The 13,746-nt window shown below is 44.6% G+C and carries 15 protein-coding genes; 14 read left to right on the plus strand and 1 reads right to left on the minus strand.

The window, feature by feature from the left end:
• The first annotated feature begins 22 nt into the window (after nucleotides 1-22).
• From dapA to ACTNEN_RS00615, 9 genes are all read left to right on the plus strand, one after another.
• Entirely contained in the window at nucleotides 23-907 is an 885-nt protein-coding gene (gene dapA / locus ACTNEN_RS00575; protein WP_441204121.1) for a 4-hydroxy-tetrahydrodipicolinate synthase, read from the plus strand.
• 69 nt (nucleotides 908-976) lie between these two features.
• On the plus strand, nucleotides 977-1,741 hold the full coding sequence (gene dapB, locus ACTNEN_RS00580; protein WP_441204122.1) for a 4-hydroxy-tetrahydrodipicolinate reductase: 765 nt from the start codon (nucleotides 977-979) through the stop codon (nucleotides 1,739-1,741).
• Between the two features lie 16 nt (nucleotides 1,742-1,757).
• Complete coding sequence (gene purB, locus ACTNEN_RS00585) at nucleotides 1,758-3,197, plus strand: adenylosuccinate lyase (protein WP_441204123.1); 1,440 nt, start codon at nucleotides 1,758-1,760, stop codon at nucleotides 3,195-3,197.
• Between the two features lie 165 nt (nucleotides 3,198-3,362).
• A complete protein-coding gene (locus ACTNEN_RS00590) occupies nucleotides 3,363-3,548 on the plus strand; it encodes a phosphate ABC transporter substrate-binding protein (protein WP_441204124.1) in 186 nt (61 codons plus the stop codon).
• A gap of 98 nt (nucleotides 3,549-3,646) precedes the next feature.
• Nucleotides 3,647-4,933: an adenylosuccinate synthase gene (locus ACTNEN_RS00595; protein ID WP_441204125.1), complete on the plus strand. Its 1,287-nt coding sequence runs from the start codon at nucleotides 3,647-3,649 to the stop codon at nucleotides 4,931-4,933.
• 159 nt (nucleotides 4,934-5,092) lie between these two features.
• Nucleotides 5,093-5,740 carry a redox-sensing transcriptional repressor Rex gene (locus tag ACTNEN_RS00600; protein ID WP_441204126.1) on the plus strand — a complete coding sequence of 216 codons (648 nt, stop codon included), beginning with the start codon at nucleotides 5,093-5,095 and terminating at the stop codon, nucleotides 5,738-5,740.
• On the plus strand, nucleotides 5,737-6,102 hold the full coding sequence (gene acpS / locus ACTNEN_RS00605) for a holo-ACP synthase (RefSeq protein ID WP_441204127.1): 366 nt from the start codon (nucleotides 5,737-5,739) through the stop codon (nucleotides 6,100-6,102). The genes ACTNEN_RS00600 and acpS overlap by 4 nt, the downstream gene beginning before the upstream one ends.
• A gap of 3 nt (nucleotides 6,103-6,105) precedes the next feature.
• Entirely contained in the window at nucleotides 6,106-7,116 is a 1,011-nt protein-coding gene (locus ACTNEN_RS00610; protein WP_441204128.1) for an NAD(P)H-hydrate dehydratase, read from the plus strand.
• Nucleotides 7,117-7,193: 77 nt separating this feature from the next.
• Nucleotides 7,194-7,952 (plus strand): YebC/PmpR family DNA-binding transcriptional regulator, encoded by a 759-nt coding sequence (locus ACTNEN_RS00615; RefSeq protein ID WP_441204129.1) that lies wholly within the window; start codon nucleotides 7,194-7,196, stop codon nucleotides 7,950-7,952.
• 109 nt (nucleotides 7,953-8,061) lie between these two features.
• Here ACTNEN_RS00615 and ACTNEN_RS00620 read toward each other — a convergent pair whose 3' ends face one another.
• The gene (locus ACTNEN_RS00620) at nucleotides 8,062-9,843 is read right to left on the minus strand and encodes an Rqc2 family fibronectin-binding protein (RefSeq protein WP_441204130.1); all 1,782 of its coding nucleotides are present in this window, start codon (nucleotides 9,841-9,843) and stop codon (nucleotides 8,062-8,064) included.
• Nucleotides 9,844-9,988: 145 nt separating this feature from the next.
• Here ACTNEN_RS00620 and ACTNEN_RS00625 point away from each other — a divergent pair, with 145 nt between their 5' ends.
• Genes ACTNEN_RS00625 through pgsA form a run of 5 tightly spaced genes read left to right on the plus strand, consistent with a single transcriptional unit; the run spans nucleotide 9,989 to nucleotide 13,733 of the window.
• Nucleotides 9,989-10,870 (plus strand): YicC/YloC family endoribonuclease, encoded by an 882-nt coding sequence (locus ACTNEN_RS00625; RefSeq protein WP_441204131.1) that lies wholly within the window; start codon nucleotides 9,989-9,991, stop codon nucleotides 10,868-10,870.
• 43 nt (nucleotides 10,871-10,913) lie between these two features.
• Nucleotides 10,914-11,531 carry a guanylate kinase gene (gmk, locus tag ACTNEN_RS00630; RefSeq protein ID WP_441204132.1) on the plus strand — a complete coding sequence of 206 codons (618 nt, stop codon included), beginning with the start codon at nucleotides 10,914-10,916 and terminating at the stop codon, nucleotides 11,529-11,531.
• 1 nt (nucleotide 11,532) lies between these two features.
• Nucleotides 11,533-11,922 carry a DNA-directed RNA polymerase subunit omega gene (gene rpoZ, locus ACTNEN_RS00635; RefSeq protein ID WP_441204133.1) on the plus strand — a complete coding sequence of 130 codons (390 nt, stop codon included), beginning with the start codon at nucleotides 11,533-11,535 and terminating at the stop codon, nucleotides 11,920-11,922.
• Nucleotides 11,923-11,925: 3 nt separating this feature from the next.
• Complete coding sequence (gene rimO, locus ACTNEN_RS00640) at nucleotides 11,926-13,194, plus strand: 30S ribosomal protein S12 methylthiotransferase RimO (RefSeq protein ID WP_441204134.1); 1,269 nt, start codon at nucleotides 11,926-11,928, stop codon at nucleotides 13,192-13,194.
• The gene (gene pgsA / locus ACTNEN_RS00645) at nucleotides 13,191-13,733 is read left to right on the plus strand and encodes a CDP-diacylglycerol--glycerol-3-phosphate 3-phosphatidyltransferase (RefSeq protein ID WP_441204135.1); all 543 of its coding nucleotides are present in this window, start codon (nucleotides 13,191-13,193) and stop codon (nucleotides 13,731-13,733) included. Before rimO ends, pgsA begins: the two co-directional genes overlap by 4 nt.
• Nucleotides 13,734-13,746: the final 13 nt, after the last annotated feature.

Raw genomic sequence — 13,746 nt, forward strand, 5'->3', positions numbered from 1 at the left:
GTTCCGAAATATGGAGGATTTCATGGCACTTTTTAAAGGAGCAGGAGTAGCTCTTATTACTCCATTTAAGGCTGATGGTTCTGTGGATTATGATGTACTCACCCAACTGATTGAGGAACAGATTGCCGGAGGCACCGATGCGATTATCGCTTGTGGAACTACCGGAGAAGCTTCTACTATGAGTGAGGAGGAACACATGGATGTGGTCCGCTTCATCATAAACAAAGTAAACCATAGGATTCCGGTCATTGCAGGAACCGGTTCAAACTCTACCGAGACAGCGGTCAAGCTGTCTAAAGAGGCTGAGGAGTATGGTGCTGATGGTGTATTGCTTGTTACTCCATATTACAATAAGGCAACACAGGGTGGATTGATTCAGCACTATACAACCATTGCAAAGGCGATTTCCATCCCATGTATCCTTTATAATGTACCGTCGAGAACCGGTGTAACGATTCAGCCGGAAACCATGGCATATCTCTATAATAATGTAGATAATATTGCCGGTATGAAGGATGCAACCGGAAATATTTCCATGACCACAAAGCTTATGACGATGGTGGATCGTGATTTTATGCTTTACTCCGGAGATGATGACGAGATTGTACCGATCCTTGCTGTCGGCGGTTCGGGTGTAATTTCTGTGCTCTCTAATGTTGCTCCGAGAGAGACGCATGAGATCTGTCAGAAATGGTTTGACGGAGATATTGAGGGATCTTTACAGGCGCAGCTCAAGGCATATCCTCTGATCAAGGCGCTGTTTAACGAAGTGAATCCGATCCCGGTCAAGGCTGCAATGAACCTGCAGGGTAAGAAGGTTGGAGGGCTGAGACTTCCGCTCACAGAAGCAGAAGACAGCACGAAGCAGCTGCTGGAAAAAGAAATGGCAAAGTACGGCATTTTATAAAAACCGGTAAGGCGGATGATTAATCTGAATCATCCGCCTTACTTGGTATTTACATTAAAGGAGAAATACATGGTAAAAATTCTGCTCAATGGTGCACTTGGCGAGATGGGTAAAAATGTTCGTCTCTGTGCCGGAAACATGGAGGATGTGAAAATTGTCGCCGGAGTCGACCGGGAGGAAAGACTCGATGATCCAGGTATTGGATACCCGGTATACGCATCCTTTGCTGATGTAAAAGAGGACTTTGATGTCATTATAGATTTCTCGGTCGCAAAAGCCGCAGATCAGCTGTTGGATTTTGTATCAAAAGTTAAAAAGCCATTGGTGTTTTGCACTACAGGATTGTCGGAAGCGCAGCTTCGTAAGACAGAAGAAGTTTCGGCATCGGTTGCCATACTACGCAGTGCCAATATGAGTCTTGGAGTCAATCTCCTTCTGGATCTCGTGGCAGAAGCTGCCAGGAAGCTGTATAGCAAGGGCTTTGATATTGAAATTGTCGAGCAGCACCACCACAGAAAAAAAGACGCACCATCCGGAACCGCTCTGGCGCTTGCGGATGCTGTGAATGAAGCTCTGGATCATCAGCTCACATATGTCTATGATCGTTCGACGAGAGATGAAGCCAGACCGCATGATGAAATCGGAATCAGTTCTGTGCGCGGCGGCTCCCTACCGGGAGTTCATGATGTGATCTTTGCCGGAGAGGACGAGGTGATCACATTCAATCATACCGCATACTCCAGATCTATTTTCGCTAACGGAGCTCTCAATGCAGCCAAATTTTTAAAGGACAAGGGTCCCGGAATGTATTCCATGAAGGATGTAATTGCCTGAAAAGAAAGGAGACTATATGGCAGACCAGCACAATCGTTACACAAGCCCTCTGACCGGACGTTATGCATCAGATGAAATGCAGTATATCTTTTCACCGGATAATAAATTCAAAACCTGGAGAAAGCTCTGGATCGCGCTTGCAGAGACAGAGCATGAGCTTGGACTTAACATTACCGAGGAACAGATCGAGGAACTGAAACAGCATCAGGACGATATCAATTACGAGGTTGCCGAGGCAAGGGAGAAAGAAGTCCGGCATGATGTTATGAGCCATGTCTATGCATATGGCGTAGAGTGTCCTAAGGCAAAGGGAATTATCCATCTTGGCGCGACATCCTGCTATGTAGGAGATAACACAGATATCATTATTATGCGGGAAGGACTCAGACTGGTCCGTAAAAAACTGATTAATGTTATCAATGAGCTTTCCAAGTTTGCTGTAGAATACAAGGATCTGCCGACGCTCGCATTTACGCATTTTCAGCCGGCACAGCCGACGACCGTGGGTAAGAGAGCAACGCTTTGGCTCAATGATCTTGTGATGGATCTTGAGGATCTCGAGTACGTACTTCATTCGCTTAAGCTCCTTGGGTCAAAGGGAACCACAGGTACTCAGGCAAGCTTCCTGGAGCTTTTTGACGGAGATCATGAAAAGTGCCGGAAGCTAGATCAGATGATTGCGGAAAAGATGGGCTTTGATGCATGCTATCCGGTTTCCGGGCAGACCTACTCCAGAAAGGTGGATTTCCGTGTACTGTCAGTGCTTGCCGGGATTGCGCAGTCTGCACATAAATTCACCAATGATATCCGTATGCTGCAGCATATGAAGGAGGTGGAGGAGCCGTTTGAGAAGCATCAGATCGGTTCCAGCGCGATGGCATATAAGCGGAATCCGATGCGCTCCGAGCGTATCGCGTCCCTGTCGGATTATGTTATGTCAGATCTCATGAATCCGATGCTGGTTGCATCTACGCAGTGGTTTGAGCGTACACTGGATGATTCTGCTAATAAGAGACTATCCGTACCGGAAGGATTTCTTGCTATTGATGGTATCCTGGATCTGTACCTTAACGTGGTAGATGGACTTGTAGTATATCCTAAAGTAATACATAAGCATCTTATGGCGGAGCTTCCGTTTATGGCAACGGAAAACATCATGATGGATGCGGTAAAAGCCGGCGGTGACAGACAGGAACTGCATGAGAGAATCCGTGAGCTCAGTATGCAGGCAGGCAGGACAGTGAAGGAAGAGGGTAAAGATAATAATCTGCTGGAGCTTATTGCAGCTGACCCGAGCTTCCATCTTTCACTGGAGGATCTGAAGGCATCCATGAAACCGGAACGTTATGTTGGACGGGCACCGGAGCAGGTAACAGAATTTGTAGATGAGGTTGTGAAACCGATTCTTGATAGGAACAGGGAGCTTCTGGGACTTACCGCAGAGATCAAGGTCTGATCTCAGAAGTTGTGATGTACTTTTTTACAATTCTTTGGAATCGTAAATTTATGTTTAAAGCCGCAGGTAATTCCTGCGGTTTTTTGTAATGGTTTTTCTAATGTCTCTTGAAAAACCGAGGGCATTCCTTTATACTTTAAATGCTTGCGGAGATGGAGGAACAGCATGAATTTAAAACGACTACTTGCGAGGATTGCGCTTGCATTCATTTTAGTACTTCTTGTACTGCTTCTTTACTCTGCATTTACCGGCAGGACGCAAATGCTTCTTGCGCTTCTTTTTTGTCTGATTGTTGTTCCGGTACTGATTTATGTTTTTATCTGGTTCACCGATCTGATGAGAAGAAAATAATATTTTCAGGTTTTCAAACCACGAATCCGGCGCCGTCCGTGAGCTGAAAAGGTGGGGAGAAATCGACAGTCTTGAGGCTGTATTTTAGGAGGATTTCAATGGTTCGTGCAATTGTAGGAGCTAACTGGGGCGATGAAGGTAAAGGCAAGATCACTGATATGCTTGCAGAGCAGTCAGATATCATCGTGAGATTTCAGGGTGGTGCCAATGCCGGTCATACGATCATTAATGATTATGGCCGCTTTTCTCTGCACCTTCTGCCTAGTGGAGTATTTTATCAGCATACTACTTCTGTCCTTGGCAATGGCGTTGCACTCGATATAGAAAAATTCATCAAGGAGCTGAAATCTCTTGTGGATGCCGGCGTGCCGACTCCAAAGATCCTGGTTTCCAATCGCGCGCAGGTTATGATGCCCTATCACGTATTGTTTGATTCTCTTGAGGAAGCGAGACTTGCCGGAAAATCCTATGGTTCCACCAAATCGGGTATCGCTCCGTTTTTCTCGGATAAGTTTGCAAAGATCGGACTCCAGGTCAATGAGCTTTTTGATGAAGATGTCCTCACGGATCGTTTACATAAGGTTGTTGAAATTAAAAATGCAATCTTAAGAGAGCTGTATCACCAGCCAGAGCTTAAGTATGAGGATCTGCTTGAGGAAATGCACCGCCAGAGAGATCTTATCGCGCCTTATCTTGCAGATACATCTAAGTTTTTGAGAGAGGCACTTAAAGAGGGTAAAACGGTTTTACTTGAGGGCCAGCTTGGTACGATGAAGGATCCGGATCATGGTATTTATCCGATGGTTACTTCATCCTCTACTTTGGCAGCCTATGGCGCAGTTGGAGCAGGTATCCCGCCATATGAAATCAAGGATATCATTGCCGTAACAAAGGCATATTCCTCCGCAGTCGGGGCTGGTGATTTTGTTTCGGAGCTTTTTGGCGAGGAAGCGGAGGAGCTTAGGAAAAGAGGCGGTGACAAGGGCGAGTATGGCGCAACTACCGGACGCCCAAGAAGAGTTGGCTGGTATGATGCTGTAGCATCGAGATACGGATGTCAGATGCAAGGGGCAACGGAAGCAGCACTTACCGTACTGGATACGCTCGGATATCTTAAGGAGCTCAAAATCTGCACAGGGTATGAGATTGATGGCAAGGTTACAAAGGATTTCCCTGTAACTCCGTTGCTTAATAAGGCAAAGCCTGTATATGAAACTTTACCGGGATGGAATTGTGATATCCGTGGCATTGCAGAGTATGATAAACTCCCGGTGGAATGCAGAAATTATATTGATTTCATAGAACGAGAGATTGAAACTCCGATTACTATGGTTTCCAATGGACCTGAGAGACATGCAATTCTCAGAAGAACTCCGAAGATCTAAGCTACTTTCCATATCATGCAATATTGGTATGTATAAGAAGTCAACAAATAATATAAAAAACAGCAGGGCCGGCGATGGTTCTGCTGTTTTCTTTTGACATTGAAATAACAAACTTGTATAATATTTAACAAGAGCAGATGATTTAAGAGGTGCAAAACGATGGCTAAAAAAGAAATTTCACAGGGTGTTATTTTACGACTTCCAAGATATTACAGATATCTTGAGGATCTTATGGATCAGGGCGTGGAGAGGATTTCATCCAATGAACTTAGCAAGCGGATGAAGCTCACCGCATCTCAGATCCGGCAGGATCTTAATAACTTTGGCGGCTTTGGACAGCAGGGATACGGATACAATATTAAAAATCTGCATGATGAGATTGCCAAGATTCTTAATATTGACAAAGATCATAATATGATCATTATCGGTGCAGGACATTTGGGACAGGCACTTGCCAATTATACCAATTTCCGTAAAAGAGGCTTTTTGATTAGGGCAATCTTTGACAAAGATCCAACGTTGATCGGAAAAAAGGTCGGGGATGTAGAAATTCATCCTATGGAGGATATCGATTCCTTTGTAAAAGATAACGCGATCAAAATGGCTGCCGTTTGCATCCCAAAGGAACCGGCGGTAAAGGTGGTAGAGCAGTTAATTGCAGACGGTGTTGTCGGTATTTGGAATTTTGCACATGTGGATCTTGAGGTTCCGGAAGGTGTTGTGATTGAAAATGTGCATCTCTCCGAATCACTTATGAGATTGTCCTATCGAGTTGGAGAGAAATACAGGGAGAGAACAGAAAAATGATTTCCGGAACCGGCTGTGATTTACTGGAAATTGCACGCATCAAGGCTCTGATGGAAAAAAGCTACAGCAATAAAATCTTCACAGATCAGGAGCGCCGGCAGGCAAATGGAAAGATCTCCATGCTTGCCGGCGATTTCAGCGTAAAGGAGGCAGTCGCCAAGGCGCTGGGGACAGGATTCCGGGGCTTCCGACCCATCGATATCGAGGTACTTAGGGATGAATTGGGGAAGCCCTATGTCGTATTGTCTGATAATGCTAAAAAAAGATTGCAGGAGATCGGGGGTAAAAGCATACATGTTTCTATTTCCGACACCAGGGAGCTTGTGATGGCATTTGCCGTAATAGAGGGTGATGAGATTTAATTTATGAAATTGCTTACAAACATAGAAAAGTCGGAGCTGATCCGGGCAATACCAAAGCGGATCGAGACAGCAAACAAAGGGACCTATGGTAAAACACTGATCATTGCCGGATCGGAGGGCATGTGCGGCGCCGCGTTTTTATCAGGACTTGCTGCATATCGTTCCGGCGCAGGGCTTGTCAAGCTACTGACGGTCGACTCTAACCGAAGCATTTTACAGTCCTTATTACCAGAGGCGATTATTGAAACCTATGCAGAAGGCATGGACCTCAATGAACTGATTTCCCGAAACCTGTTCTGGGCGGATTTTATTGTAATGGGTCCTGGGATGGGCACCACAGAGCTTTCCATACGAGTGGTAAAATATGTGCTCGGCAAGCTATCGCTGATTTCAGGACAGGCGCTAAAACTCCGTCCAAGAGGCCTCAGACTCTTGGTTGATGCAGATGGGTTAAATATTCTATCTATGGATCCGGAGGCGATGAGGGTATTTGATGTGACTGCAGATAAAATTCCTGTCATAATTACGCCGCACCCAATGGAAATGTCACGGCTTTCCGGACGGGAACCGGCAGAAATTATTGAACATGCAGAGGCCTATGCTTTGGAATTTTCTGAAGCGCATCATGTCATTGTACTTCTTAAAGGAGCCCATACGGTTATTACGGATGCAGCATTGTCTTTAAAATTTATAAATCACCAGGCAAGTCCGGCACTGTCCAAGGGCGGATCTGGCGATGTACTATCCGGCTGTATCGCGGGTATCGCGGAAATTCTTCATTCGCCAGAACATCCCGGAGCAGCAGGAGCTGCATCTCCGGAAAATAGGGGCGCGGCAGATTTTGCCCGGAGAAAGGAACTGCTATTTGCAGGATCCATTGGTTCACTGGTTCTCAGCGCGGCTGGTGAAAAGGCATCGCTCAGATATGGTGAGCACGGTGTGCTTGCGAGAAATACTGCCGATGAGCTTGGTAAAATGCTGGATGAATTACGGCTCAGTATAGAAAATACTTGATTCCGATTGTTTTTTCGTTTATATTATTACAGTTTGAACTATATTACTTTATGGATAGATGATTTGAGGAGATAAATATGTCAGGACATTCTAAGTTTTCTAACATCCGTGCAAAAAAGGAAAAGAACGATGCCGCAAAGGGTAAGATCTTTACTCTGATCGGTCACGAAATTGCATTAGCTGTAAGAGAAGGCGGACCTGACCCTAGCAATAACTCCAAACTTGCTGCAGTTGTTGCCAAGGCCAAGGCCAACAATATGCCAAACGATACCATCAATAACGGTATTAAAAAGGCAGCAGGTTCGATGGATGCAGATAATTTTGAGGAGCTGCAGTATGAGGGATATGGTCCTAATGGTGTAGCCATGATTGTCAAGGTACTTACAGATAATAAAAACCGTGCTGCAGCTGATGTGCGTTCTGCCTTTACCAAGGGTAAGGGATCCCTTGCAACACAGGGTGCGGTTTCCTTTATGTTTGATGAAAAGGGGCAGATCATCCTGGATAAAGAAGCAATGGATGATATGGGTAAAGACTTTGATACACTCATGGATCTTGCAATTGAGGCAGGCGCCGAGGACATCAAGGATGAGGAAGATTCCTATGAGATCATTACGGATCCCAACGATTTTGCTGATGTTCGGGAGAATCTCGAGAAACAGGGAATCCCGATGGCAGAGGCGGATATTGTCATGATTCCGCAGAACTATGTTTCTGTTACGGATGAGGAAGCAGTCAAGGGACTCCGCAGAACGCTTGATCTGCTGGATGAATCTCAGGATGTTCAGAGCGTTTATACAAACTGGGCTGAAGAAAATGATGAGGATGTCCAGTAATCATAGGAGTAAAGCGCATATACATCGTATTTATATTTGATTTATGTAAAAGATCAGCCGTCGCGTTAATGTCTTCTAAGACATTAACGAAACGGCTGATTTTTTCATATCATTTTGCTTCCTTGACTAAAATGGCAGGTTTTACCGTAACGGAATAATTGGTATGATAGATCACAAATCCCGGCGCGGCATTTGGAACCTTTTTAAGGTTTTTACGTATTGTATAGTCTACATCCACCTTGGCGTCAGCTCGATGCGATGAAAAGTAGGCTGCCAGCGCGGCTGCTTCCAGAAACATACGATCCGGGAGGGACTCCATCGGAGCACCTCCGGTTTTAACAATAACATGTGAACCTGGTACATTTTTTGCATGCAGCCAGAGATCTCCGCCATCGGCAATTTTAAAAGTTACTTCTTCATTCTGATAGTTGTTTTTACCGACAAAGATATCATATCCATCGCTGGAAATATAATGATATGGATGCGATTTCCGTTGGCTTTTGACCTTATCCTTGCCGCTTACCTTATGCAGAAAACCAAAGTCAGCCATTTCACGCCTGATTTCTCGGAGATCCTCCTCACCGTCTGCAATATCTAGCGATGTCTGAATAGATGCAAGATGCTGAAGCTCGCGCCTGGTGTCGGTAAGCTGTACCGTTACGTTTTCTTTGGTGCGTTTTAGTTTGTCATATTTCTCCAGGAATCTGGCAGCATTTTCTGATGCAGTGCTGTCGGCTTTTAAAGGAATCGTGATTTCCTTTCCAGTATAAAAATTCTCACATGTAAGACTCCGTTCTCCGCCCTTCAGCGAATATCCATAGGTGTGGAGAAGCTCACCATAGACGCGATACTTATCCATATCCTCTGTGTTTTTTAGCTGGGCCTCCTGAATCGCCAGCTTTTTAGCAGTTCGCTCCATCAAGGTATTTACTACCTTGCGAAGATCCGTGGATTTCTGCCGTATCCTCGAGGTCTGATCCTTCTCAGCATAGAAGGTCCGGATCACTTCTGACATGGATGTAAATTTCTTTTCTGTGAATGCAGGATTTCCTTCATATGCTACAAGATGAATGGCGGAGAACTCCTGCGGAATATCTTCCTTATATAAAATGTTAGGCTGCGGAGCTTTTTCCAGTACTGCATGTCCTATGATACTTATAAAGCTTTGATACAGACGAGAAAGCGCCTCGCTTGTCTGACAGTTTGAGGACAGGTCCGGGTCAATACCGGCACGAATACACATTTCCGAAGCAGTTAACGGACTCAAGCCTGTGATCGAATGAAACAATGCTTTGAATGTCGGCTCCGGTTTTGTATTCATAAGATGGATAAAGGAATCCGAAGTAAGCTCAAGAGGATTTTTCTTTCCGTTGGAGTCAGGAATAAAGTAAGGACGGTTTGGTAAGACCTCACGTACCGAGGACTGAGATGCAGAAATCCTCTTGATGGAGTCAATAATCGTGAAATCCTCTCTGATCAGGATAATATTGGAATATTTTCCCATCAGCTCCACAGATAAAATACGTCTGCCAAGATCCCCCATCTCATCCAGATGCTCAATCTCAAACAAAATGACTCTTTCCAGTCCGTCCTTCTTGAGATCCTGATCCGGCTGTCGGATGGAAATAATAGTTCCATTACCAATATGCTTTCGGAGTGCCATACAGAAGGAAGGCGCGGTAATCGGAGAGGGCTTGTTATCCATGGTAAAGCAGCAGAGCGGCAGAGATGGATTGACGGAAATCTGTAAGCGGTAATTATCCTTCTGGTTCCGGATCAAAAGCTGGATTTCATCTCTCTCCGGCTGTGATATTTTAGCGATTTTACCACCAATAAGATGATCATTAAATTCTTTAACAGTCGCTGATACGACCAGTCCATCGTATGCCATAAAAACCAGACGTTCCTTTCTTTACTTATGTTTGCAGGTGACGTATAATTTTATTACGATTGTCTGGAAAAATCAAGCGAGGGAGACCTGCCTATCTTTTCCGAAATCTAATTCTACGATTATATCATGGAGGATCGATTCTTTTATGGATCTTAAAAGCATGACCGGGTTTGGCAGATCAGAAATCTCCACTGCGGACTACCGCATTTCAGTAGAGCTTAAATCTGTAAACTCCCGGTTCCTGGATTTGAATATCAAAATGCCCAAGAAATTCAATGCGTTGGAAGCCAATATCCGGAATACATTAAAGCAGTTCATCGCAAGAGGAAAGGTAGATCTCTATATCACATATGAATTATACAGTGAGGGAGATCGTTCCTTACGTCTGAATCTTGAGCTTGCACGCGAGTACCTTGATTCTGTCAATAAAATTTCCGACGTACTTAAGATTAATAATTCAGTTAATGCTGAAAAACTTGCGGAGATGCCTGAAGTACTCGTGCTCTCGGAGGATTCTGAGGATGATGATGAGCTTTGGAACCGTCTTAAGCCGGCATTGGAAGGCGCTCTCAAAAACTTTGTAGCTACACGTATCCTCGAAGGAGAAAATCTCCGAAAGGATCTCATCATCAAGCTGGAGGAGATGGAGGCTATTGTTAACCGCATTGATGCAAGATCTCCGGAAATTGTCAGCGCATACGAAAAAAAATTAAGAGAAAAAATTGCAGAGCTTCTTGGAAGTGCGGGGGTAGACGAGTCCAGACTGGTTCAGGAAGTGACAATCTATGCAGATAAAATCTGCACAGATGAGGAACGGGTTCGTCTTCATAGCCACATTTCTAATATGAAGAAAAAGCTCATGGATGGCGGTCCTGTCGGCAGAGAGCTTGACTTCCTGGCACAGGAGATGAATCGGGAAGCAAATACAACGCTGTCTAAAGCCAACGATCTGATTGTATCAGAGGATGCCATCGGTCTTAAAACAATTATTGAAAAAATACGTGAGCAGATTCAGAATCTTGAATAAACTATAGTAAAATAAGATACAATTTTACTAGAAAGGAGCAGTCATGGAACAAGGACAACTGGTAGTGGTTTCTGGCTTTTCCGGCGCCGGAAAAGGTACTATCATGAAAAACCTGATATCAAAATATCCTAATTATGCCTTATCTGTTTCAGCGACAACAAGGAAACCACGTGAGGGTGAAGTGGACGGCGTTGCCTATCATTTTATGAGTAACGATCAGTTTGAGGAGATGATTGCACACGGCGAGCTGATTGAATACGCCAAATATGTTAACCACTATTACGGAACACCCAGAAAATTTGTAGAGGAAAAAATTCGCCAGGGCAAGGATGTGATTCTTGAAATTGAAATACAGGGCGCGATGAAGATCCGTGCACAGTATCCGGATGCGTTGCTTGTTTTTATTACTCCACCTTCTGCGGAGGAGTTGAGAAATAGACTGATCCATAGGGGGACGGAGAGCCTTGATGTGATCAATCAGAGGCTGAAAAGAGCCATCGAGGAATCAGAGGGCGTCGAGGCCTACGATTACATTCTTATAAATGACGATATTGACACCTGCACCGAAAAACTGCATAATCTTATACGTGCTGCCCATCAGAGGACAGCCATGCATATGGATATTATAGAAAGCATCAGAGAAGATCTCAGGAGGATTTAAAATGTTACACCCATCATATAATGATTTAATCAAGTCACTCAGTAATAATGATGACGGATCCAAGGAAGTGGAGTCCAGATATTCTGTAGTTATTGCTGCCGCAAAGCGTGCCCGTCAGCTTATTGATGGAGAGGAGCCTCTGCTTCCAAATGAATATGGCAAGAAGCCTCTTTCTGTTGCCATTGACGAGATTTCTCAGAATGTTGTAACCATCGAAAGAGGCTCCGAGGTGGATGACGATCCGATTGCACTCCCGGATGACAGTGAAACGGATTTCTCTGCATATGAGGACGACGAAGATGAGAGTGCTGCAGAGGAAGCCGAGAAGGAAGAAGAGGAAGAAGCAGAATCTTCAGGCGAAGACAATTATGAGTCGGACAGCGAAGCATAAGTTATGAAAATATATATGATTTCGCTTGGATGCGATAAAAACCGTGTAGATTCCGAAAAAATGCTGAGTAATCTGCTTAATAAATATCCCGGATCAGAAATTACCGAGGATCCGGAGGAAGCAGATATTGCGGTGATTAACACCTGTTCCTTTATCGGACCAGCTAAAGAAGAAAGCATCAATACCATCCTTGAAATGGGAGAGTACAAGAAAACCGGCAGACTACAGAAGCTGATCGTTGCCGGCTGCCTCGTAGAGCGATATAAGGATGAAATCCGTAAGGAAATGCCGGAGGTTGATGAGGTCACCAGTGTCAGTGATTATGTGGATCGTCTGGATGCACAGATGGCAAGAGTAGAAAGCGGCGAGAACTATACGCAGTATCTCAAAATTGCAGAGGGGTGTGACAAATACTGCACCTACTGTATTATTCCAAAGCTGAGAGGTCATTATCGCTCGATCCCGATGGAGCATCTGTTAGCGGAAGCCAGAGACCTTGCGGAAGCAGGAACAAAGGAGCTGATTCTGGTTGCGCAGGAAACCACACTCTACGGAACAGATCTTTACGGCAGGAAGGCTCTGCCTGAGCTTCTTTCCAGACTTGCGGAAATTCCGGGCATTGCCTGGATTCGTATCCTTTACTGCTATCCGGAGGAAATTGATGATGCGCTGATTGCAGAAATCAGAGATAATAAAAAAGTATGTCATTATCTGGATATTCCTATCCAGCATGCATCCGATAAGATCCTTAAAAATATGCATCGCAGGACCCGGGAAGCGGAGCTGAGAACTCAGATTCAGAAGCTTCGTTCAGCAATTCCGGATATTGTACTGCGTACAACACTCATTACCGGATTTCCGGGAGAAACGGATGAGGATTTTGAAATTCTGAAAACATTTGTTTCCGAGGAAGGATTTGAGAGACTCGGTGTATTTCCTTATTCACGGGAGGAGGGAACTCTTGCCGCGGAGATGAAGCCTCAGGTTCCGGAGAAAATCAAACATCAGAGACAGGATGAACTTATGCGTCTGCAACAGCCCATTGCGTTTCGTAAGGCGAAAGAGCAGGTTGGCAGAGATCTTACGGTACTGATTACAGGTTTTCAGCCGGAATCCAATCAATATATTGCGCGTTCTTATATGGACGCACCGGATATTGACAGCTATGTTTATGTAAATGCAGGTTCTAATCATAATCTTATCAGTGGAGATATGGTAGAGTGCCATATTACCGACGCTGATGGGTATGATCTCATAGGAGAATTAAAATGAATTTACCTAACAAGCTTACAATGCTGAGAGTTTTGCTGGTTCCGGTTTTTGTGGTCCTCTTATTATACAGAGATGGAACTGAGCAAAGCTTCAGAATCGCTGCATTGATTATTTTCTGCATAGCATCTTTTACAGATTTTCTGGATGGTCAGATTGCAAGACGGAACCATCTTGTTACAAATTTTGGAAAATTCATGGATCCACTTGCCGATAAGCTCCTGGTCTGCTCCGCGCTAATCTGCATGATCGAGCTTGGACAGCTGCCTGCATGGTACGTTATTATCATTATCGCAAGAGAATTTATTATTTCAGGCTTCCGGCTTGTTGCAAGCGATAATGGCATTGTCATTGCGGCATCCTGGTGGGGAAAATCCAAAACAGTTTCACAGATGCTTGCAATTATTCTGCTGATACTAAATGTTCCTGTGCTTAAAACCTTCACGATGCTTGTAACGATACTTGCATTGATCCTTACCGTGGTTTCCCTTATTGATTATATTGCAAAAAACAGTAAGGTACTGACGGAGGGAGGCATGTAACAGGAGCAGCAGG

Source organism: Oribacterium sp. HCP28S3_H8 (genome assembly GCF_052064775.1).
Taxonomy (GTDB): Bacteria; Bacillota; Clostridia; order Lachnospirales; family Lachnospiraceae; genus Oribacterium.